At 43.7% G+C, this 22,239-nt stretch carries 18 protein-coding genes; all 18 read right to left on the reverse strand.

What is annotated here, in order from left to right:
* Nucleotides 1-97: 97 nt before the first annotated feature.
* The 18 genes from AB4180_RS17725 to AB4180_RS17810 all read right to left on the reverse strand — a co-directional run bounded on the left by AB4180_RS17725 (nucleotide 98) and on the right by AB4180_RS17810 (nucleotide 22,183).
* Nucleotides 98-3,970: a YhdP family protein gene (locus AB4180_RS17725; RefSeq protein ID WP_102250496.1), complete on the reverse strand. Its 3,873-nt coding sequence runs from the start codon at nucleotides 3,968-3,970 to the stop codon at nucleotides 98-100.
* 10 nt (nucleotides 3,971-3,980) lie between these two features.
* Nucleotides 3,981-5,450, reverse strand: a complete 1,470-nt coding sequence (rng, locus tag AB4180_RS17730) for a ribonuclease G (protein WP_009847846.1) — start codon at nucleotides 5,448-5,450, stop codon at nucleotides 3,981-3,983.
* A gap of 20 nt (nucleotides 5,451-5,470) precedes the next feature.
* Nucleotides 5,471-6,103 carry a nucleoside triphosphate pyrophosphatase gene (locus AB4180_RS17735; RefSeq protein ID WP_017098896.1) on the reverse strand — a complete coding sequence of 211 codons (633 nt, stop codon included), beginning with the start codon at nucleotides 6,101-6,103 and terminating at the stop codon, nucleotides 5,471-5,473.
* 7 nt (nucleotides 6,104-6,110) lie between these two features.
* Nucleotides 6,111-6,599 (reverse strand): rod shape-determining protein MreD, encoded by a 489-nt coding sequence (gene mreD / locus AB4180_RS17740; protein WP_009847848.1) that lies wholly within the window; start codon nucleotides 6,597-6,599, stop codon nucleotides 6,111-6,113.
* Nucleotides 6,589-7,476 carry a rod shape-determining protein MreC gene (gene mreC / locus AB4180_RS17745; RefSeq protein ID WP_012603147.1) on the reverse strand — a complete coding sequence of 296 codons (888 nt, stop codon included), beginning with the start codon at nucleotides 7,474-7,476 and terminating at the stop codon, nucleotides 6,589-6,591. Before mreC ends, mreD begins: the two co-directional genes overlap by 11 nt.
* A gap of 94 nt (nucleotides 7,477-7,570) precedes the next feature.
* Nucleotides 7,571-8,614, reverse strand: a complete 1,044-nt coding sequence (locus AB4180_RS17750) for a rod shape-determining protein (protein ID WP_009847850.1) — start codon at nucleotides 8,612-8,614, stop codon at nucleotides 7,571-7,573.
* A gap of 148 nt (nucleotides 8,615-8,762) precedes the next feature.
* A complete protein-coding gene (locus AB4180_RS17755; RefSeq protein ID WP_241909293.1) occupies nucleotides 8,763-13,127 on the reverse strand; it encodes a DUF6701 domain-containing protein in 4,365 nt (1,454 codons plus the stop codon).
* Nucleotides 13,128-13,565: a hypothetical protein gene (locus AB4180_RS17760; protein WP_017098893.1), complete on the reverse strand. Its 438-nt coding sequence runs from the start codon at nucleotides 13,563-13,565 to the stop codon at nucleotides 13,128-13,130.
* Complete coding sequence (locus AB4180_RS17765; RefSeq protein WP_102250493.1) at nucleotides 13,555-14,277, reverse strand: PilW family protein; 723 nt, start codon at nucleotides 14,275-14,277, stop codon at nucleotides 13,555-13,557. The genes AB4180_RS17760 and AB4180_RS17765 overlap by 11 nt, the downstream gene beginning before the upstream one ends.
* Nucleotides 14,277-14,828: a prepilin-type N-terminal cleavage/methylation domain-containing protein gene (locus tag AB4180_RS17770; protein ID WP_102250492.1), complete on the reverse strand. Its 552-nt coding sequence runs from the start codon at nucleotides 14,826-14,828 to the stop codon at nucleotides 14,277-14,279. Before AB4180_RS17770 ends, AB4180_RS17765 begins: the two co-directional genes overlap by 1 nt.
* Complete coding sequence (locus AB4180_RS17775; protein WP_102250491.1) at nucleotides 14,819-15,370, reverse strand: prepilin-type N-terminal cleavage/methylation domain-containing protein; 552 nt, start codon at nucleotides 15,368-15,370, stop codon at nucleotides 14,819-14,821. The genes AB4180_RS17770 and AB4180_RS17775 overlap by 10 nt, the downstream gene beginning before the upstream one ends.
* Nucleotides 15,371-15,509: 139 nt before the next feature.
* Nucleotides 15,510-16,067 carry a type II secretion system protein gene (locus tag AB4180_RS17780; RefSeq protein WP_017098889.1) on the reverse strand — a complete coding sequence of 186 codons (558 nt, stop codon included), beginning with the start codon at nucleotides 16,065-16,067 and terminating at the stop codon, nucleotides 15,510-15,512.
* A 34-nt stretch (nucleotides 16,068-16,101) separates the two neighbouring features.
* Nucleotides 16,102-16,677: a prepilin-type N-terminal cleavage/methylation domain-containing protein gene (locus AB4180_RS17785; RefSeq protein ID WP_009847857.1), complete on the reverse strand. Its 576-nt coding sequence runs from the start codon at nucleotides 16,675-16,677 to the stop codon at nucleotides 16,102-16,104.
* 79 nt (nucleotides 16,678-16,756) lie between these two features.
* Complete coding sequence (locus AB4180_RS17790; protein WP_102250490.1) at nucleotides 16,757-17,212, reverse strand: MSHA biogenesis protein MshF; 456 nt, start codon at nucleotides 17,210-17,212, stop codon at nucleotides 16,757-16,759.
* A gap of 3 nt (nucleotides 17,213-17,215) precedes the next feature.
* On the reverse strand, nucleotides 17,216-18,439 hold the full coding sequence (locus AB4180_RS17795; protein ID WP_009847859.1) for a type II secretion system F family protein: 1,224 nt from the start codon (nucleotides 18,437-18,439) through the stop codon (nucleotides 17,216-17,218).
* Nucleotides 18,440-18,451: 12 nt separating this feature from the next.
* Complete coding sequence (locus AB4180_RS17800) at nucleotides 18,452-20,176, reverse strand: GspE/PulE family protein (RefSeq protein WP_102250489.1); 1,725 nt, start codon at nucleotides 20,174-20,176, stop codon at nucleotides 18,452-18,454.
* Nucleotides 20,166-21,341 (reverse strand): lipopolysaccharide assembly protein LapB, encoded by a 1,176-nt coding sequence (locus AB4180_RS17805; protein WP_102250488.1) that lies wholly within the window; start codon nucleotides 21,339-21,341, stop codon nucleotides 20,166-20,168. The genes AB4180_RS17800 and AB4180_RS17805 overlap by 11 nt, the downstream gene beginning before the upstream one ends.
* A 2-nt stretch (nucleotides 21,342-21,343) precedes the next feature.
* Nucleotides 21,344-22,183 (reverse strand): ExeA family protein, encoded by an 840-nt coding sequence (locus AB4180_RS17810; protein WP_102250487.1) that lies wholly within the window; start codon nucleotides 22,181-22,183, stop codon nucleotides 21,344-21,346.
* Nucleotides 22,184-22,239: the final 56 nt, after the last annotated feature.

Below are 22,239 nucleotides of genomic sequence, written 5' to 3' on the forward strand. Positions count from 1 at the left end.
CATTATGATTCAGAAATCAGCATTTCACCGTATATTAGCTGATTAGGATACTAAGGTCTTTTCGGCTAATATACGGTTCATTTGGCTAATTTAAGGCTTATTCGGCCCATTTTCTGAGTTTTTCTGGTAGCTGGAATTCTCCAGAACTGCGAGAAAGCTCGCTCACTGTTGGTGAATCCAACGGCCCTTTCACCGAATAATTAACTTGGGTAAAGACTTCAACAACCGGTGAAATAACCGTAGTCACCGCTAACACGTATAGCGCTGTTTGAGGCGTTACCGCAAAAGCCGTTAATACTGGAATCCCGGAGGTGATATCTGGGGTGAAGTTCACTTCAGCATCGACCTCGCGTGTATTGAGGTTGGCGATCCCTTTTATTTTCATCTCACCGGCGACCGCATCCATATTCAGATCGTTAGTCAGAAAGATACCATTTTGAATCTCGCCAGTTCCTGTGATGCTGTTGAATGCCATGCCATTATCAAATACGTCCGAGAAGTCGAGCTGCATCTTACGGATAATCGAATCTAGGCTAAACAGCCCCAGTAATCGAGCTGCGCCACTCACATCCGAGATAATACCTTTACCAAATTGGGTTTTAACGTTGCCATCAAGGGTATCCATTTTGATCCCCCAAGGCGAACCATCCCAAGTCAATTGACCTTCTAACTCAAAGGGCGCTTTTTGAATCCCGGAAGTAATACCGAAACGCTCCATTAACTCACTGTTGTTTTCACCTTCAACATCAAGAGTTAACGATGAATGACTCTTATCGCCTTGCAGTTCCCACCAGCCACTGATATCCGCTTTATTTCCGCCGCTTCTCACCTGAATCTTATTCCACTCAATGCGGTCTTCCTTTCTCGTCATTTCAACATCAACCTTGCCAACTTTATAGCCTTGAAGCCAGAAGTCGTTCAAGGTCAGCGTCAAATTCGGCATCGCATCATGGAGCTTTCTATCCAACTCAGAGATCAATGGTGCTTCTTGCGCCTTACGCTGTAGCAGTTGATCTTGGTTTTTCTTGTCACTCCACCCAGGAACAAACAGATGCAGGCGATCCAATGAAACCGTCAAATCATAAGGTGGCAGGTAATTGACATCACCTTCTAACTCTTGGCTAGACACTTCCATTTGCCATGCTTGCTTATTTTTTCGAGCGCTAAAATCAACATCATTCCAAGAAATACCACCTAAGATCAGCTCTTTGCTCTCGAAGGTGATGCGACGTGGCGCTGGAATGGTTGGCGTGTTCATCAGGCTAAGGACAGCATCCGATGGTTGCACTGGCTCCATGACTACTGACAGCCAGTCATCGGCATTGAACTTATCGGTACGAATCAAGGCATGGTGCCCTACCACGGGGCTAATTTTATAGCCACCACGACCAAGGACTAAATTGGTCGCCGTTAATTCAGGAACATCGCCGGAAATATCAATCTCAGCTTGGTATTTAGTGCTCGGCAATTGCAGACGCGCGGTAATCGATTCTTGATTGCCCGAGGCTTGTAGCCTTGCCGAGCCACTTTCTAATGACTTTTTAGCTAATGGGTATGGGTAATCACTCGCTAAGTATTTGAGGTCTGACTGTAAGTCGAGTTGGTAAGTAAAACCAATATCATTAAGTTGAATATCGATCTGGCTTTGCCATTGTGCATGACCCGACAAACGGCTTAACCACTGCTCTCCGACATACGGCTTTAGAGGATTGACGTCCCAATCACCTAACACATCAAGATCCACTGCATAGCCAGGTCCATCATTAAGACCTTTAAAGTCAACCGAGATACCTTGATTAAGCAAATCAGCTGCAAGACCACTTGCTGTCACGACATCATTATCAAATTCAATACGACCAGTGGTGTTCTCTAGCACCATTGGTGGAGCTTCAATCTCAACATGATTACCACTCAGATCTGCATATCCCCACGCTCTAGGTTCTTGTTCAGAATCAAACGGAATATTAAGCTGGAACTCAGAAGAGACATCACCACTCACTTTAAGCGCAGTTAACGCAGCACCCACAGAATCTACGAGTGGCGAAGCAGTCATGTAATTTCGAACTGCATTACCAGACGCCGTTGCTTTAGCTTCAATTTCGATATGACCGCCTTCCCCTAAATAAGGAATACGACCAGTGATTCGATCTGCCGCCACATCCATCAATTGAGCGGAGCGAGAGTCTAAATACATCGCATCATTTTCAAATAACAGGTCAAGTTGAAGGTCGGTTATCAATGGCCACGCGGTATCGAAGCTGAACTTAGCGTCTTCTAAGCCAACCCAAACTTGGAAAATACCATCATGATTGGTGTACGGGTATTGGGCTAACTCACCATGCCAAAGTAATTTAACGGTGTCGGCCTTACCCGCTTGAATCGCTGTTGAAAGGTAATCGGTTAAGTCTTGGCCAAGTGCCAATGTCGGCAAATAGCGCCATGTCTCACCGACGTTGTAAGCGTCCGCTTCACCATAGAAAGAAAGATAAGGGCTAGCGTTATTTGGAAAGTCCAAGCGAAATGCGCCTAGTACTTGTAAATCTGGCGTGGCTGCAGTGATTTTGTCCGACCACAGTTTCCAGCCGTTTTCATCTTGCTGCCAAACAATATCAACCTGACCTTGTTTGATATTCAGAGGTGCTTGGAAAACATCACCATAAGGAAACACATCATCAATAACATATAAGCTGGCTTTCGCTTCCGAAGCCGAGCCAAACACATGCCCTGATACTTGGCTAAAGCCAGGGACTAACTCCCATTGTTCGATCGCCAAATCGGAAAAGTTCGCAGAGTAACGCAAGCTTTCAATTCCAGAGCCCATCGCAACGCGAATGTCTGAAACGATACCGCCCGGAGCCAATGCATTGATCATTTGGGTAGATTGCGAAGAATCTGGCATCAACTTGATCAACGGAGTAATGGTTTCAACATCAAGTTCAGAAACATTAAGTTCCCACGGGCCTTTATTCCACTTGAAAGCGACATCAAGCTCAGGCCAAGGCCTGTCATCCGTTCTTAGATTTAGTGAGTGACCATTTACCTGCCACCCACCATCAATTGGTGATAATTTAAAAACACCCGACTCAAGCATCAAGTCATGTTGACCACCTTCATTCCAAGTCAGTTCTGAAGGTAATACCTCAACATAAGCGCTAACTGGCTTGCTATTTCGTAGCGTTAGCCAGCTATTCAAGCTCACCGTGCCCGTCTCAATGCCGGATTCTGCCTGCATATAACGAGTTAACCAAGGCATTACTGAGATACTATCCGCGCTGACATAAAACTCGCCCGTCATATCAGTTAAAGAACCACCATCAACAAAGTTAGCACTTACTGACAAAGAGTTGAGGTTAGCGTCTTTAATACTTACTACACCCTCCGCAAGGTGATGTTTACCTGAGTTTTGCCATTTTAAAGTTTCGAGATCAAGCTGACGTTCTTCACCAGAGATAGTTCGATATAGAAGAGAGGAATCTTTAGCGGTCACATCCACCAAAGTTTTTAAAAGTAAATTGTCCAGCTCCTGCATCACTCGCTTGGAAGAGCCGGGGTCTTTAGGTACATCTTTACCGTTTTGCCCGGCAAATAGATCAATTGAGCGGATGTCGAGGTACATTTGATTCATGACCAAATCGGCCACGACAGGACGCATCTGCACGACCGATTGAATCAAGTCAAACTCAACTTCAACACGCTCAACAGAGAAAGCTACATCTTCTGCGTTGGGAAGGCTAGCCTTAACACCTTGCAGAGCAATAGAGGGATGAGTGTTACGCCAAAAACCACCCACATCTTGAATAGAAAACTCAAAACCGGAATGTTGGTTTACCCAAAGCTCAATTTCAGATTGATACTTATTTAAATTGGGTAAGGCTACACGCAGTGTAGTGACAGCAATGGCTAGTGTTACTAAGAGAGTAACCACTAACCATAAACATGTACGAAGAATCAGAGTAACGCTTGAACTCACAAAATATCCATTACATCATAACAACATCAAACTGCTCTTGTATGTACAGAGGCTCAGCCTGGATTTTAACTTGCTTACCAATAAACACTTCAAGCTCAGCAAGCGCGTGAGATTCCTCGCCTTCTAACGCCTCGGCAACGGCAGCCGCCGCATAAACAACAAACTTATCGGCGTCATACGCGCGATTCACTCGTGTGATCTCTCGAAGAATTTCATAACAAACGGTTTCAACTGTCTTCACGCTACCGCGACCTTCACAAGCAGGGCAGCTAGAACACAGAATATGCTCAATACTTTCACGAGTACGTTTACGAGTCATCTCAACCAAACCAAGCTGTGTGAAGCCATTAATGTTGGTTTTCACACGGTCTTTGTCTAATGCAGCTTCTAAAGAAGTTAGTACTCGCTTACGGTGTTCTTCAGACAGCATATCAATAAAATCGATAATGATGATGCCGCCTAAGTTACGAAGGCGAAGTTGACGAGCAATAGCTTGTGTCGCTTCGACGTTAGTATTGAAAATCGTCTCTTCTAGATTACGACGACCAACAAAGGCACCAGTATTGATGTCGACGGTTGTCATCGCTTCTGTTTGGTCGATAATCAGATACCCACCAGACTTCAATTCGACTTTGCGATCCAATGAACGTTGAATTTCGTTCTCGGTATCGTACATATCAAAGATAGGCTTATCACCTTCATACAACTCAAGCTTGTCTGTTAGCTCAGGCACGTATTCAGAAGTAAACTCTTTTAGATTTTCATATTCTAGACGAGAATCGACCTGAATCTTGCTCAGCTCAGTACCGACAAAATCACGTAAGATACGTTGGCTTAAGCACAACTCACCATACAAGCGAGTACGAGCTTTGTGCTTACCACGACGTTCTAACACCTTTAGCCATAATCGCTTCAAGAATGCGGCATCTTGCGCCAACTCATTTGAATCTGCGCCTTCTGCTGCCGTGCGGATGATAAAGCCACCGTGCTCGTCACAGTAACGAGACACGACTTTTTTTAGGCGGTTGCGTTCTGACTCACTATCAATTCTCTGAGAAACACCAACGTGGCTTGCGCCCGGCATGAATACCAGATAACGAGATGGCAAAGTAATGTCTGTGGTTAGACGGGCACCTTTGGTACCAAGAGGATCTTTGACCACTTGAACGACAATATCTTGCCCTTGGCGAACAAGCTCTGAAATATCACGAACCTGAAATTGCTTCTTTTCATTCTCAGCAACACATTCAGTGTGGGGGACAATATCAGAGGCGTGCAAAAAAGCTGCTTTATCAAGGCCAATATCCACAAATGCCGCCTGCATTCCAGGCAAAACACGGCTTACACGTCCTTTGTAGATATTTCCTACGATCCCGCGTCGAGCATCTCGTTCGACATGGATCTCTTGAAGAGCTCCCCCTTCAATCATGGCCACACGAGTCTCACTCGGGGTCACGTTCAGCAACAATTCAGCACTCATGGTGCACCTCAGATTAGTAATTATAAGAATTCTTGCAGTAGCTGGTCCGTTTCAAATAAAGGTAAGCCGACAACGGCGTAATAACTACCTTCGATTCGGGTAACAAAGCGTCCGCCCAAACCTTGGATCCCATAGCTACCAGCTTTATCGCATGGCTCCCCTGTTTGCCAGTATTGTTCTATTTCTTTTTCACTGAGGGGTTTAAACCATACGTCGGTAATAATGATTTCTGTCTTTTGTTTTTCTTCCGATACAACAGAAACTGCCGTCATCACTTGGTGACGATCATTCGCTAACTGAGTAAGCATACGCTTAGAGTCAGCAAGGTCTATTGGCTTCTCGAGCACTTGCCCTTGGCTTACGACGACTGTGTCAGAGCCCAGAACCACTGTTTCAGAATCAAGAGAACTAGCAACTACAGTATCAGAACCAGAAGCAACATGCTGTTTTTCAGAAGGGTTACCTTTCAATAAAGACAACGCAGCTAAGGCTTTATCTAAAGATAGTCGCTTAACGTACTCTTCGGCGGTTTCTTGAGCGTGTTTACATTCTTCGACATCAGTTACAAGGACAGAAAACTCATAACCGAGTTGAGATAACAATTCTTTGCGGCGTGGAGAGCCGGATGCCAAAACTAAATGTTTCTTTTCCATCGTCACTCTACCTTACATGCCAATGGCGACGTACACGTCTCATTAATAAAAACATCCAAGGCCAAAGTATACAGTTTATCAATGCGCTCCATAGCGATAACGGATTGAAAACGACATCTTGGATCAAATATTCACCAAAGAATATCAGCACTTCAAACAACACTGTTAAGGCTGCAATGATTATCGCTTGCTGCCATAGCGCCATATTTCGAATCACGAGGAAGTTCATTGCAATAATGTACATTACTATTGCCATCATCATGCCTCTAATACCGAGAGTCGAACCGATCAAAAGGTCCCACAATAAGCCCAGTACTAGAGCACTACCAACGTTAACTCTGTAAGGTAACGCTAAAACCCAATAGCAGGTAACCAGTAATAACCAAGATGGCCTGAATAGGTCTAAACTACCCGGCCAAGGGATCGTTTGTAGAATAAGTGCTATCAAAAATGAGCAGCCAATTACGACTTTGCTTCTTAAAACGCTATTGGCCATTTTCACCTTCTAACAATGCTTGTTCGATACTGGATTGTTCTGCTTGCATCTGTTTATTTTCATCAGGCCACACAAGCAACAAGTATCTGAGCTTATCAAACTCAACTACAGGTTCTGCTTTAATAACGGCGAACTCACGCTTCGGATCATAATCAACGGCAGTCACATAAGCGACTGGGTAACCCTCTGGATATACACCACCAAGTCCAGATGTCACCAGCAGATCTTCTTCTTGGATATCTGTACTGGTTGGAATGTGCTCTAACTGGATCTCATCAATCATGCCATTACCAGAAGCAATAACACGTATATCGTTACGAATAACCTGAACAGGAATTGCGTTATTTGCATCAGTCAGTAGCAAAACACGACTATTATGAGCAGCAACAAAAGTGACTTGACCAACAATGCCTTTTTCATTGATCACAGGCTGACCTTCGTACACTCCATCAATCTGACCTTTGTCGATCACGACTTGATGTCGGTATGGTGAAGTATCCACCGCCATAACCTCTGTGACGACCTTCTTCTCATCACGAATAAACGGAGAGCCTAATAGCTTGCGAAGGCGCTTGTTTTCTTCTTGATATTGCTCAAGCAGAATCAACTCGCTCTTCAGTCGCAAGACTTCTCGTTTAATATTATGGTTGGATTCAATGAGCCCTTTACGAGTACTAAAACGGTCGTATACGCCATCAAACATGGTGCGAGGCAAATTAGCGGCATACTGAATTGGCGCAACCATGCTGTTTAATAGATAGCGGACATTTGAGAATGCATCTAAACGACTATCAGCCAGCATAAGGCTGGCTGATAATGTTACAGCAAAAAACAGGCGCAATTGTAGAGAGGGACCTCTACCAAAAATTGGCTTCATTCTATATTTGGTCCTAGAGCGACATTTGATCCTATAGACAAGGTGTTAGGCTCTTTACATAAAACTAGATAAGAAAAGAGCCTAACACTAGATACTATTCTTCGCTGAAAAGATCACCGCCGTGCATGTCGATCATCTCTAGAGCTTTACCACCGCCTAGAGCAACACACGTTAATGGCTCTTCCGCCACAACAACAGGGATACCCGTTTCTTCAGTTAGCAGGCGATCAAGGTCTTTAAGCAGTGCACCACCACCTGTCAGTACCATACCGTTTTCTGAGATATCAGAGGCAAGCTCTGGTGGACACTGTTCAAGTGCAACCATTACTGCAGATACGATGCCAGATAAAGGTTCTTGAAGCGCTTCAAGGATTTCATTTGAGTTCAGGCTAAAGCTACGAGGAACACCTTCAGCAAGGTTACGACCACGTACTTCAATCTCATCGACTTCATCGCCTGGGTAAGCAGAACCGATTTCGTGTTTGATCTTTTCGGCTGTTGCTTCACCGATCAAGCTGCCGTAGTTACGACGAACGTAGTTGATGATAGCTTCATCAAAACGGTCACCACCGATACGTACAGAAGACGAGTAAACCACGCCGTTTAGTGAGATAACGGCAACTTCAGTCGTACCACCACCGATATCAACCACCATTGAACCTGTTGGCTCAGATACACGTAGGCCTGCACCAATCGCAGCAGCCATAGGCTCATCGATTAGGTAAACCTCACGAGCACCAGCACCCAGTGCTGATTCACGGATTGCACGGCGCTCAACTTGCGTTGAACCACAAGGAACACAAACCAATACGCGAGGGCTTGGTTTAAGAACACTGTTATCATGCACTTGCTTAATGAAGTGCTGAAGCATTTTTTCCGTTACGTAAAAGTCAGCAATTACGCCGTCTTTCATTGGACGGATTGCTGAGATATTACCAGGCGTACGGCCAAGCATTTGCTTAGCAGCGTGACCAACCGCAGCGACACTCTTTGCAGAACCCGCACGATCTTGGCGGATAGCTACAACTGAAGGCTCATCAAGAACAATGCCTTGGCCTTTTACATATATAAGGGTATTGGCAGTACCTAAATCAATCGATAGGTCGTTTGAAAACATGCCACGAAGCTTTTTAAACATATTCTTCGCTCATCCTGCAAGAATTAGAAGACAAAAATTGCACTAAATGTACCAATGCCTTGCTGTCACGGCAAGGCATTGAAGTATAAACATGGACTGAAACCCACAATTTCTTACAGATTCCTAACTTAACAGCCAAAAAATCATATTATTGCTGACCTATTAAGCCACTTTCACCTCGGTAGATCACACGATCGTTCCCGCGATGGATGCCAAAGGTGACTACTGTTGAGGGATCTTCTTCACCAGCAACTTCCACCCGGTTAGGATCTTGCCAGCGATAACGGAGCCAAGGAGCGGCATTTACACCGCTATTTAGCTCCAACCAAACCTGTGTTTGTTGCCTAACCTCTGGATCTATTGGCGCTTGAACAACCTGTATAGAGTTAGATATACCATTCACAACACCACCGCCCCCTAAAAGATTTACATCAGCGGCCGTAGCTCCCGTTTCAACCCAGATATCTCGGTTGTCACCTTCCGTATTTATACCGGCTAAATTCGTCGAGTTATCACCTTCATGAGTGGCAAAACTTGTTCCGGTCCAATGCTCTATGCGGAGCGGTATATTCATACCACCACCAGCAACTCCACCAACGCTATCTATTACAGCGCGACCAAATCGAATAGTAGGCTGAACCGTTAGTAATCGAGGAGTACCATTATAGTGATAGCTAATAGGATCGACGTTGTTCCCCACAGCATCAATTGAAATCGTCGAGGTTGCACTTACCGCGGTATTGAATGGTCCATCCTCATAGCCATCAGCAGGTGCTGCTTTAGCCCAACACAACTCGCTAGCACAGTTAGTAGAAGGCGAATTCTCATATAGCGTAAATGTGCCAATACTCTTATCCGAGGCGGAAGCCCACGACTTACTCGGAGTCCCAGAATGAAAACGACTGACAAAAACAGGGTTAGCCTCATACAAAGCAAAGTTAGCGGTAATTGTTGGATTAAAATATCCATAGTTCTTCACCGCAGTGAGTTGTAGACTCAGTGCTTCCACATCAAATGTAACGCCGTCAAAAGGCTGATTCATGTATGCATATGATTGATTTCCCGGGTAATCCCACACCGCATTGTTCACCACTTGAAAATATTTAGGATAAAAACGACCAGCGGTTGTTTTATAACCTGGCACCGTCATCCCATTCAGGTAGTCCGGTTTGTCTGCCCATAGTTTAATGCTACCTACTTCAGACCAAGCTAAGCTCTTATACGCGTAGCCATTCAACCACATATCAGCAGGGATAGGTTGCGGTGACAATTCATCACCACTGTTTTTATTACCAACGCTTAATACGCCATTATGGCCATTACTCGGGCTTTCAAGAGCATAATTGACATACACAACTTCATCATCAAAGCCAGATACTGAAAGAGCCCTACATAAATCCCCCGAAAATGAACTGTCAATGAGACCGTCATTATTACGATCAGCACTAGGCTCCCAAGCTATCGCACTAACCGCTAAGTAAGCAGTATTACCTGCGGCGATAAATGAAGCTCCTCCTGTTGAGCTACCGGAAGGGAATGGGGCATTTGGTACACCGGAGTTATCTTGGCAACTCACCAAAGCAAATGGCCTAACATACACATCAGTAGAACTCTGTAAGCCTTTCCAATTGGGTATAGATTGATTCGTGGGTTGCCAGTCAGCATCTGCCAAATGAAGTTTTATATGACCAGCCGACCAGTATTGAGAAGTCAGTTTTGCAACACCATTCTGAAAAACAATATTGTTCACTTTAGTTCCATTTAAAGGTGAACTGCCGATCTTAATGCTATACGAATTGAGAAATAGCTCATTATTCCAACCACTATTGCCTTGAGTTATCTGCTCATAGGAAGCATAAAGTGATTTAGTTCCATCATAATCCGATATTTTCTGACATGCCCTTGGGTTAGAAGCCCCTGATGCTACTGCAGTAACTTCGGTCTCAAATGTTCGGAAAGCAACCTGCCCCTTACCTCCATCAACCCTTTGTTTATCTTCAATTTTAAATCCGTAAGGCACAAACTGATACGGTCCACCGGTTGCACTGATGTTACTTTGCCCCCGAATAGAAGCAGAGATTGAAACCGGAGATAGGCCAATACTTGACAGTGACTTGGTGTAAGTAGCTGTCTGCCCTGCTACGAAATCGTGACTCAAGGATGCAGAACAGGTTCCATCTGAATTTAACCAACACGCATCCCTCGAACTATTATTTGGAATTGTCACATCAAGAGTTCCCGTATAATTATTAACAGGTTGCTTGGTTATTTTATCGACCAACTTAAAGTTTATAGGAATACCGGTACAAGCTAACCCAGAGCTAGAGCCTGGAGTAATAACCAACTCTGGCTCAGAAAAACATTGGCTTTCCCCGGTAATCTGAGATGCTCCACTCATATGAAGGTCACGAACGGTAACCGCACCGTACACATGTGATCCATTAGATAACCGAACCTCCCCCTCGCTGTAAATCAATGCTTTGATTTGTGATTGACTGGATAAATCCATTTCACAACCATATGCAGGGCACGTTTGTCCAGATGAACCTTTAGTAGGGTCATACCCAACTATTACAAGGTTATCTGCATTACCTGAATTATTAATCCTTGAATTATTCGATAAATTTAAGTATCGAGTATGAATAATCACCTTCCCTTGAATATTCAAGGAAGAGTGGGTATTGATATTCAAAGAATTAAAATAGTAGTCGCCAGCAGTCAGTGTCACGGTTGACTGACCAATTGATAAGCTCTTTTGAGATAAAGGTGTTAACGTTTTTGTTGTATTCCAGATATCACTACCTGAATTTGTTATCAGGAAATCATCCAGTTTAGATTGGACGATTTGCTTTGTGGGATCGTTAGTACACGATATCCCATCACATTTCACTGCATTCCCAAATTGAGCACTTCCAAACCCGACCTTTCTTTGGCCAGCCTCCAATAACGCATTGGTAATTTTAGATTGGTTCCACATCTCAATACTGCTACCTGACGAGTTTCTCCAACCTTGAACTGCAGAAGGAAAAGCCGAACAGTAGTTTTTCGTAAACTTAGGGAGCTTATTGACTTGAAAAGCAAAGTACCCGATCTTTTCGTCAGTATGAGACCTCCATCCTTTTGAACCACTCAGAGACAGATCTTCATCAACAACAAGTCCTACTTGATAGTCATTATCGTCACTGCCGTTATGCTTCACGCTACAAAGTCTCAACCAACCACCTTGGCCTCCTTTACGGGTGACTTTACTTGCGACAATTCCAGGTAGGGACTGATATTCGTTTTCAAGATCATGCATATCATTACAAGATTTAAGGATAGGTTTTGAGGATCCGCTGTCATCATCAAGAGAAATGCGGCCAAACTCATAATTAATTCCGTTTGACGTGCCATCATGTTCATCTGAAATTAAAAACGCTATTTTTTCTGGCTGAGAAGGCGGGTTATTTGTATCCACACGAGTCAGCTCTAAATAGAATTTGGCACTCGTTTGATTTACGTCATCAATGCCGGCAGTTAACCATCGGTTCGTCGAGCTATTAATCTGAGCAAATACAACGGGATCATCATCCCCTATTCGATGTGAGCTAAACCTTGAATAAGGGACTGACTCCCACTTAGGATCGCTTTTTTTTCCATGCGCTTGATACGCTTTGGTATCGAGGTAACCTGCAATTGCCTTATGTCCATCACTGAATGTTATAGTGCCGGGTTCAACCACAAGGTAACTAATCGAAGACATTGGTTTTGAAGCAAGATTGTAATTCCAGTGTTGAGGAGCAACTTCTTGGTGGAATGTCGCTTGCGTTGAACTGATGTTTTTTATAGAAAGTGTTGCAGGCGCATCACTATCAGGATTAACAGGATCAATCGTTGGCATAAGAAATACCAATGGAGTCGTTCTATAGGTTTTATTGAAGGTGATCGTGCAATCGCTAGCTTTACAGTTGGCTGAGTCCAAACGACCGAACTCAAAGCGAGCATCATCAAATTTTGTTACGGGTGGAGGAGGTAATGCTCCACAGCTACCACTACTAATACAATATTTATCGCTATCGTAAAATTGTGTTCCTTTTAAGTTCAATCTCAAATATGGGTAAAATTTATCAACACCTGTTTTTTGAGACAAATTGATCGCAAAAGGAGAACCTTTTACTACTCCATCAACAGAGTAGGTAATTATGCCTTTAATATGCCTAGCATTATAATTTGAAGTTCGTGTAAATTTAACTTGGAAAGTTCTTTGTTTTCTTTCTGATACATAGTCTCTTTCATAAACATTAGAGCTATAACCTTGATAAACAGTATCATCGGTCCAAATTGGGAAATAGTAAATTCCTTCCAAACGAGCACGATTTTTTCCATCAGAATCAATTTGAAAAGTGAAACAAAAACCATTTCGAGCATCTACCCATGCCCCTTTAGATAAACACTGATTAGCCAATGCATTAGTTTGAAACAACACACTAAAAAGAATAAAAAATACGAGGCTAACTCTACTAAGTAGGCGCATTTATATTACTCCCCTCACCCACACATCTTGACTACGTTGCATTAAATTCACACCCGTTCCGCACATTGCGACCGCTCTTACTGTGTATAACTGAGAACTATCGACAAGTTGACCACCTGTTGGTGAGCACGTTATTTGAACATCTGCACATGTAATTGTCGTTGCGAAGTTCATTGCTGTTCCATTCAAGTTTGTACACTCTGCAGCCACATCAAATGAAACCGTTGTGTTGGCTCTAGGTGGATATATCTGCATTAAGGCTCGCTCTATTGCCGAATGAGCTAAAAGATGGGCTTGAGTACCAATCACATCTTTTGTATGTGCGTCATTATTGGACCACTCTATGCGGCTTAAGGTTGTAGCAAGAAACCCCATCACCACCAATACAAAAATAACGACAATATACAGGCTTCCGACTTGTCTTTTTTTAAGGAACATTGATCACCTGTATGTCTTGCTGGAAATTGGTCAGTTCATCCCCGACTTGGTTTCTAAATTCAAACTCAAGATGGACGATACCATTACGCTGAACATTTGCGGGTTGATAGTCTAAATCCCCAGTCACTCCCGTATCCGAAATTGGGATTAACGCGCCATTACCTTCACTTCTCCATACTCGGCCATTCACAATGCAATAGGTGACGCGGCCATTAGGATTGTAAATATAATGTCGATTTGAAACCGAATTACCCACAAGGTTTACAGACTCATTAGCAAGCAAGAAAGTATTATTGGTTGCAGTTACAGTAGCTAAGGGGAAAATATTATTGGTCGGCGCCGCCTCTGTAGGGTTTATCACTAAAGATAATGGGGTTAGCGCAGCTGTCGTCAGTGTATTATCAGCCGTAACAAATTGAATATCATCGCCCGACACCGCATAAATCCCAGAGGTAACGATAGGGAAAAATGAAACACAGCGAGCTCCCGGGACGACAGCATTCTGATTGAACATATTCGGTACAGCATGACGCACTTCACGAGTGATTCTTTCCAAGACAAACTTGGCTTGAGTTTGTAAACGCTGCCTATCTACGGTGTCCGCATAGCCACGCGCACCCAATTCAACAAACCCAGCAATGCCTACAACTAAAATGCTACCAACAATCATGGTGATAATCATTTCAATAAGAGTGAAACCTTGCCTTCTCATTAGTAATTCCCTCGATAGGCATCCAGCACGATAGGAGGATAATTTGAGGCCGAGATCGTTAGGTTGATTCTTTTCAGTTGATCGACCATTTGGTACGTCACATCAACATCTAGGCGGTAGTTTCTGTAGGTTGTTGCGCCATTTTCATCCAGTAATAGATTAAGGTCTCGACACCCGTTAGTTGCACCGGGTTCCCAACACCCATCATAGTCATCGACATCATTGTATAGAGCAATGTCAGCCTCTTCTGGGCCAAAGTTAGCCTCAGCAGTGCAATTCACACCAGACGCCCCCTCACCGCATCTAAATTCCCCACCATCAAAATCACTATTCTCGTCGAACCCTCGAGCAAGAATCATCGACATCACGCTTTGCCCTAGCGCGGCTGAACGAGTCTGATAATGAGGATCACCAGATCGACTAACCTGAGGCGCTAAAAAGTTTATGATGGTCATCATCGCGAGCCCCATAACCACAATCACAATCACACTTTCAATTAATGTAAAACCACGTTCTTTTACAGGTGATTTATGAATACTATTCATGAGCACACCCCATTTTCGACATAACCTTGCGCGTTAATTTCCACACGGCAGGTATTCACATTTGAAGTAATCGTAATCACCACACCAGCTGCAACGTTAACGACAACGCCTGCAGGTGTTTCACCTGTTGTAGGGTTACCTAATAAATCAAAGTTAACTAGAGATAGAGGAATAGCGGGAGTGGTATCAGATGCAGCCGTAAAGTTAACTCCGTTGAGCATAACCCAATCACTCCGCGCTTGGCTTCGCGCGGTACAGCTCACTTCCGAGCCGATACAATTCCCAACGATAGCGAGAATAAAATTGCTCTCTCCAACGACGGCCCCAAGGTCCACATTGGACTGCATACGATTCACTTGAACTTGGCGGACAACAGAAGTTACTTGCTCTTGAGCTGCAAAGGCAGAAAAGCTATCCCTTCCAGAAAGACGGCTAGCAGCGTAGGCAGAGACAATCGCGATCAACAAGATCACAATGATTAACTCGACTAAAGTAAAACCTTGTTGCTGAAATCCGATGTTTCTGTATGTTCTATTGAATTGATTCACCGAAATCCAATCCGCTAAATATTTGATAGTTTGAAGATTAAGTGTAACTCAGGGAAAGGAAGTTGTCTTTGTCGCTTACCTAAATTTCAGATAGAAAAAAGGCCAGCAATGCTGGCCTTGATATTCCATGACAATACTATTAACAGCCATTCGCACCAGTAGTGACAACATCAACAAATGCAGGTGTTGTGGCATTGGCAGCTTCAACATAAATGACAAAACAGCCATTGTTATTAGCAGGTGTAGTTGCATCGTATACAAAACCATTGTTCGCTTGTAGTGGGTCAGTCCCCGCAAATGAATAAGCGACAGCGTCTGGAACAACACCAGTTTCGGTCACATTCACTACAACCCAATCGGTACCAGGTAAACCAACTACAGCAGTTTCAATGCCACGAGGTAATACGCCGATTGCCGTAGCTGTCGGATAACCAAAATTGATCGCAATGTTATCTGTAGTTTGCGGCGTTGTTCCCGCATCACCTGTTTTAATTTGAGCTTCACGGCCATCTACTGCTGCACGGCCGTAAACGATACCCGTCGCACCCGCCATTGCCCCACGCAAACCTTGCATCGACGATGTACGAGCATCGCCTTGTAAGTTTAAGAAACGAGGTGCTGCAGTAACTGCAAGAATACCTAGAATAACAATTACCACCACTAGTTCGATTAGGGTGAAACCGCTTTGTTTTTTCATAGTCTTTTCTCTCTATGTATATTTAAACGCAGGTTTACTGCAGTGTTACGGTCACACGACCAGTTCTAATCTCGTAAACGAATTGATGCTGAGTACCGCCTTCCAGTTGAATGTAAGTGCAGTAGTCATTGCTATTATCCGCTTGCGCTGAATATTTGTAATTCGAACCATTAGCCACATTGGTTAATGTTCCAACCTTAGGAGGGTTCTGAAGTAGATTTTCCATTAAATCGACACACGAAGCATCAGTCACATCATTAGACGGAGCTGAAGCTGAATTTGTGTTTATAGACCATGGGTAGCCGTCTCTAAAATTAGTACTTCCATTGCTACTTGTTGACCTAGTTAGCCAAAAATCAACACCATCGTAATTTACAGTATTGTATGTTTCAACACCAATTCTTTCTGATGGACGAGCTTCTGCTTCCCATTGCGCTCTTGCTGAAAGTACGCCTGTCGCAAAGCCACCCGCGACACCTTCAATACTGGCTTTCTTGGCTTCGTCTGTCACATCCAAGAAACGGGGTAAAGCAGCAACAGCTAATAAACCCACAACAACAATCACTATGACTAACTCGACTAGGGAGAAACCCTTTTGATTTTTAAGCACTTTCTACCTACTCATCTAATTGCTAATGCGCATTATACATTTGACCATGCATAAAACCATAAAAACAGCGCCAATACGTTCACAAGGCCAATATATTGACTTTGACACTAAATCTTTCTTTTTTAAGTAATATATCTATCTGATACTTATCACTATAATGATAACGACAATGAAAGTGTATGTTATCACTTTTGTCTTCAATACTTGGAGAACTTAGACCTAAAATACGCCCCTTTGGATACAATTGCTCCAACCAATAACCGCAATTTCGAGCCGAGTCTTGAATTGGCATAACCCACCCCGTTCTGCTGTAAGTCTTTGGCGGTTTCGCATCATTCTTTTGCTCCACACCAGATAACAAATACTGCTGTTTGAACAAATTCGCTTGCTCAAGAATTCGCTTGCTCGCAACGATTAATGCCGTGTTCGTTGCTTCTTCTTCTACTGTTTTCCATACAGAAAGCAATCCCATAACGAGAAAAAGAATAACCGCAACCCAAATAACAAAACGTGAGCGCTGTAGGTTATTCAGCATCCCCTAACCTTTGATTGCATCCAGCATTCCCCACATTGGCAAGAAAATACCCAGAGCTAAAACCAGCACCATTCCCGCAACGATGGTCAACAGAATAGGTTCAATTCTAGCGGTTAACGTTTTTAGATCGTAATCAACCTCTCGGTCGTAAAAATCCGCGACTTCGAGCAGCAATTCATCAATACGACCCGTTTCTTCACCCACAGAAATCATTTGTATCACGAGTGGTGTGAAAATTTCGCTGTTAATCGCGGTAGAAGAAACGGTACTTCCCGCTTCTATTGCCGATTTCATACCTTGAACACGAAGTTCTAAAAAACGATTGTCCAAAGCTTCAGCCGATAGCGATAACGATTGGTTAAGCGGTACACCTGCTTTTAGCATCAAAGCAAAAGTACGTGAGAAGCGCGACAATAGAGCTCGATTGACCACCCCACCAATCACTGGCATTTTTAAGCGCAGCCGATCCCACTTTTCCCACCCTTTATCTGTCTTAACCCATGCTTTAAAAGCAAAAACAAGACCAAAGATTAATCCAAGCATTAACCCCCAGTAATTAACAAAGAACTCAGACATCCCCATTAAAATACGAGTTGGAAGTGGTAAATCGACCCCAAAACGCGCGAACATACTCGAAAACTGAGGAATCACGAATATATTCAAGACAAACATAGCGATTGTAATAAAAGTAATCACGAACGTTGGGTAACGCATTGCCGTTTTGATTCGCTTTCGAGTTTCAACCTCTTGTTCGTAGTATCCAGCCAGTTGTAACAATGCCTGATCTAAACGACCTGTATTCTCACCAACACTGATCATCGATACAAACAATGAACTAAATACCTTAGGGTGCATTTGCATCGACGCCGCTAATCCACGACCATTTGTAAGCTCAGCGACCACTTCTTCAAGTGCTACTTTCAGTTGCTTATTTTCACAATGCTGAGTTAACCCTTTCATCGATCTTAATAGCGGAACGCCCGCCTTAGTTAAGCTATACAACTGTCGGCAAAACAGAACCAACACCTCTAAAGGCACATTCGGGGAGAACAGACTGGATACATCCATATCCAGGATTGAACCGCCACTTTTTCCAAGTTTAATCGAAGTTGGAATGATCCCTTTACTCATCAAACTGTCAGCAGCAAGATCTTCGTTATTCGCATCCAACTGACCTGTCACTTGACTGCCATCAGAACTGCGACCTACATAACGATAAGTTGGCATTTCACTCTACCCCTACAGATAAATTGGATCAGTGGCACCAGAAGCATCGCCTTCGCCAAGGTTCATTACCTCATCGAAGCTCACAACACCCTGCATGGCCAATTCCATCGCAGAAGCTAACAGCGGTTTGTAGTTTTCAGACTGCCTTGCCGTTTGAGCAAAACCAACGGCATCATTGGCTCTAAGCGCATCCATCATAGGCTGATCGAGCTCCAACATTTCAAACACACCAATACGACCACTGTAGCCTGTCAAATTACAATTTTGACAACCACGCCCTTTCATAAATGGCGTACCTCGCTGGTTTGGGAAACGAACACTCAACCATTGCTTACGCGCTTCATCCAGCTCATCATCAACCTTGCAATCAGTACATACCTTACGAACTAACCGCTGTGCGACCACGGCTCGAACAGCACTTGCTACCAGATAACCCGGAGCCCCCATGTCCATCATACGCAGTGCACTGTCTACTGCATCGTTGGTATGCAGAGTACTTAACACTAAGTGACCAGTAAGTGCCGCTCTCAAACCAATTTCAACGGTTTCGTGATCTCGCATCTCACCAATAAGAATGATATCCGGGTCCTGACGTAGGAAGGTTCTCAAAATCGTTGAGAAATTGAGGTTAATCTTAGGGTTTACCTGAACCTGATTCACACGAGGAAGACGGTATTCTACAGGGTCTTCAGCGGTAATGATCTTTTTACCCGGTTCGTTTAATTCACTTAACGCACCGTATAGAGTCGTTGTTTTACCTGAGCCCGTAGGCCCGGTTACGAGAATCATGCCATGTGGGCGGCGTAATTGATGACGAAGACGAACGAGCAAATCACTCGGAATGCCTGACAACTCCAATTTACGTAGGCCAGCCGATTGATTAAGCAAACGCATAACCACTGACTCACCGTGCTGTACTGGCATAGTCGACATACGAATATCGACCGATTGACCTTTAACGCGAATATTAAAGCGACCATCTTGAGGCAGTCGTTTCTCTGAAATGTCGAGGTTAGCCATCAGCTTCAAACGCAAAACCAGTGCAGAAGCAATATTCACTTCATTCAACAACGTTTCATGCAGGACACCATCAATACGCTGACGTAAACGTAATACGTTTGAATCTGGTTCAATATGAATATCAGACGCACCAACTTGAATAGCATCTTCAAACAGCGAGTTTACTAGCTTAACGACCGTAACTTCGTCGCTGTCTTCTTCAGCGATATCAAAGTCAAAGGCTTCATTAACTTTATGCTCAGCATGAAGCTGCTCAGCAAATGAGGCAATCTCTTTGGTTCTTCGGTAATAACGGTCGAAACCATCAACTAATTGTCTCTCTTGTGCGACGACAAATTCGAGTGCGTAGTCGCCTAATTGGCTAAGCAAAGATTCTTGGGCAAACAGATCAGCAGGATCACTCATTGCAACACGTAATGTGTCACCTTGACGCCCAATGACCAAAGCTCGAAGGCGGCGAGCATGAACCTCAGGTAAAAGCTGCACAGCTTCGACGTCAACATTAGCTCGGCTAATATCAATAAGAGGAATAGCAAGCTGTTGCGACAAGAAACTGAGCATTTGCTGCTCTGATAAAAAGCCAAGCTCGATCAGTGCATCACCAAGCTTGCGGCCTGTCCTTTTTTGAGCGGCCAGAGCTTGTTCAACTTGATCTTCAGTAATGATGCCCTCTTCTACGAGCAAATCACCGAGCCTTTTTCTTAATCTAATTTGCATCGCCACTCTCCTCTAAAGCATTGAGTATTTTTAAACGATCACGTACAAAGCCTTGCGACTGAGATGAGATCCCAACTCTAACCAACGCTCCTTGGTATGATTGCTTTGCAGCCGTGAAATCAAGTTGACGCTCTTGTTGAATCGCTAAACCTAACCACCAGCGAGCATTATCTGAATCGACCTCAGTCAATTTTTGGTAGCTCTCTAGCGCAATATCTTCTTGCTGAGACTTTTGACTTAATGCAGCGCGCATTGCTAAGTAGTCTTGAGTTGGACTAGGTGGTAAGTGTATTAATGGGCTCAAAGCAGCTTCCGCTTGATTGGCTTTCACGAGTAGCTTCGATAAACCTAGGCGCAGTTTTTCACTGTTGATATTGAGTTTGATACCCGACTGAAATAACTCATACGCTTTGCGAGTATCACCTTTACCAAAATAGAGAATTGCTAGTTTCTGACGGACATCTTCATTTCTTGGATCATAACGAAGCGCTTCGTTATAACCTTTCAACGCATCAGAAAGGTCATTGGCATCAAGAGCTTTCTGAGCTCGGCCTTGAGCATTAATAGAAAGTTGTTCAGGCGTTAATTCTACCTGCTCAATCAACATTCCACTGTTTTCTAAATCGCCAGACGTTTCAGGTTGACTCGATACTGGTGTGGGATCTTTTTTAGCCACGCTAGCAACAAGCATTGGCTTTGCTACTTTTTCTTTAGGTATACTTTGAGATTTAGGTATAGCTTGAGATTCAGGGTTTACTTTAGGCTTTGTAACTGACTGAGTTGATACAGCAATGACTGAATCCGATTTAGATTGAGTACTTTTTAGTATTGCCGTGTTGTGAGCCGAAAGGTTCGCTGAATCTAGCGTCACTAACTTCTTAGTCGGCGAGGATAAAGGTTGAGTAATGGCCGCTTCAGGACTACCCTCTGAATTGCCTTCTGAAGTATCAATAACGGAAACTTGTATATCTCGAGTTGATATTGAGTTATCGACAGCTGGGCCTTGTGATATAGCCCAGCCCCCCATGGCCAAGCTAAGGGTAAAACCTGCGACCACCCAAACCAATGGAGAGCGTGTTTTTACTTTAGGTACCACCGCAGCTTCAATCGATGCTGTTGACTCTTTTTTTGCCAATTCAGACAAGGCGTTATTAATGACGCTCATAATTAGTTCCAACCCCACAGCATTGGCGTTTTAAATTTAGGTTTACACACATCGTATGTTTCATGCATTGCAGCAAAGAGATGTTGGTTTTCTATATTTTGCTTATCTTCACTAAAAGCAAGCAACAAAGCTTTATGACACAACTGGTTAATCAACCTTGGGATCCCCAAAGAAGAGCGCCAGATCGCTTTTTTATGGCTCAGGCTAAAGGGAGCATATTTGCCACCAGATTTAGCGATCCGGTTATCAATGTAAGCTACCGTTTCATCGAGAGTCAGTGGCCTCAGTGTCGAACTAAATGTGATTCTTTGACGAAATTGCCTTAGATGATAAGCCTCTAATCGAGCATCCAATTCCGGCTGCCCTAATAGAACAATTTGCAGCAGCTTTTTATCTTCAGTTTCTAAGTTACCAAACAACCTTAAGGTCTCTAGAGCTTCATCTGACAACGCCTGGGCCTCATCAAGAATCGCAACCACTCGTAAACCTGAGTTGTGCAATTCAATAAGCTTGTGTTGAATGTTATCAACTAAAGCTGCTGGATTATCAATAGTCAAACCCAGCTCTTTAGCCACGGCTTGTCGTAAGTCAGCACCAGATAGCACTGGGTTAGGCAGGTAGATTAAAGCAGTACAATCATTGAGATGATTGACTAGCATTCGGCACACCATGGTTTTGCCTGTGCCGACCTCTCCTGTAACCTTAACTACCCCCTCGCCCATTTCTAACGCCGACATTACCGTTTGAATTGCCTCAAAATGAGGTGCTAAACCATAAAAAAAATCGGTATTCGGCGTTAACGTAAATGGTAACTGTTCAAAATCAAAATGAGCTTGATACATAAGACGACCTAGCTTAGTAATTCACTACCAATCTGCATTGATAAAGTGAGTGGTTA

It is taken from the genome of Vibrio sp. 10N.286.49.C3 (assembly GCF_041469545.1).
Classification (GTDB): domain Bacteria; phylum Pseudomonadota; class Gammaproteobacteria; order Enterobacterales; family Vibrionaceae; genus Vibrio; species Vibrio tasmaniensis_A.

Bases quoted from the DNA above. Each gene is read 5' to 3' on its own strand.
- AB4180_RS17795 (WP_009847859.1), bottom strand. From the start codon at position 18,439: ATGCCAACTTATCGTTATGTAGGTCGCAGTTCTGATGGCAGTCAAGTG.
- AB4180_RS17810 (WP_102250487.1), bottom strand. From the start codon at position 22,183: ATGTATCAAGCTCATTTTGATTTTGAACAGTTACCATTTACGTTAACG.
- AB4180_RS17780 (WP_017098889.1), bottom strand. From the start codon at position 16,067: ATGAAAAAACAAAGCGGTTTCACCCTAATCGAACTAGTGGTGGTAATT.
- mreC (WP_012603147.1), bottom strand. From the start codon at position 7,476: ATGAAGCCAATTTTTGGTAGAGGTCCCTCTCTACAATTGCGCCTGTTT.
- AB4180_RS17750 (WP_009847850.1), bottom strand. From the start codon at position 8,614: ATGTTTAAAAAGCTTCGTGGCATGTTTTCAAACGACCTATCGATTGAT.
- AB4180_RS17790 (WP_102250490.1), bottom strand. From the start codon at position 17,212: ATGCTGAATAACCTACAGCGCTCACGTTTTGTTATTTGGGTTGCGGTT.
- AB4180_RS17755 (WP_241909293.1), bottom strand. From the start codon at position 13,127: ATGCGCCTACTTAGTAGAGTTAGCCTCGTATTTTTTATTCTTTTTAGT.
- AB4180_RS17765 (WP_102250493.1), bottom strand. From the start codon at position 14,277: ATGAGAAGGCAAGGTTTCACTCTTATTGAAATGATTATCACCATGATT.
- rng (WP_009847846.1), bottom strand. From the start codon at position 5,450: ATGAGTGCTGAATTGTTGCTGAACGTGACCCCGAGTGAGACTCGTGTG.
- AB4180_RS17805 (WP_102250488.1), bottom strand. From the start codon at position 21,341: ATGAGCGTCATTAATAACGCCTTGTCTGAATTGGCAAAAAAAGAGTCA.
- mreD (WP_009847848.1), bottom strand. From the start codon at position 6,599: ATGGCCAATAGCGTTTTAAGAAGCAAAGTCGTAATTGGCTGCTCATTT.
- AB4180_RS17800 (WP_102250489.1), bottom strand. From the start codon at position 20,176: ATGCAAATTAGATTAAGAAAAAGGCTCGGTGATTTGCTCGTAGAAGAG.
- AB4180_RS17735 (WP_017098896.1), bottom strand. From the start codon at position 6,103: ATGGAAAAGAAACATTTAGTTTTGGCATCCGGCTCTCCACGCCGCAAA.
- AB4180_RS17760 (WP_017098893.1), bottom strand. From the start codon at position 13,565: ATGTTCCTTAAAAAAAGACAAGTCGGAAGCCTGTATATTGTCGTTATT.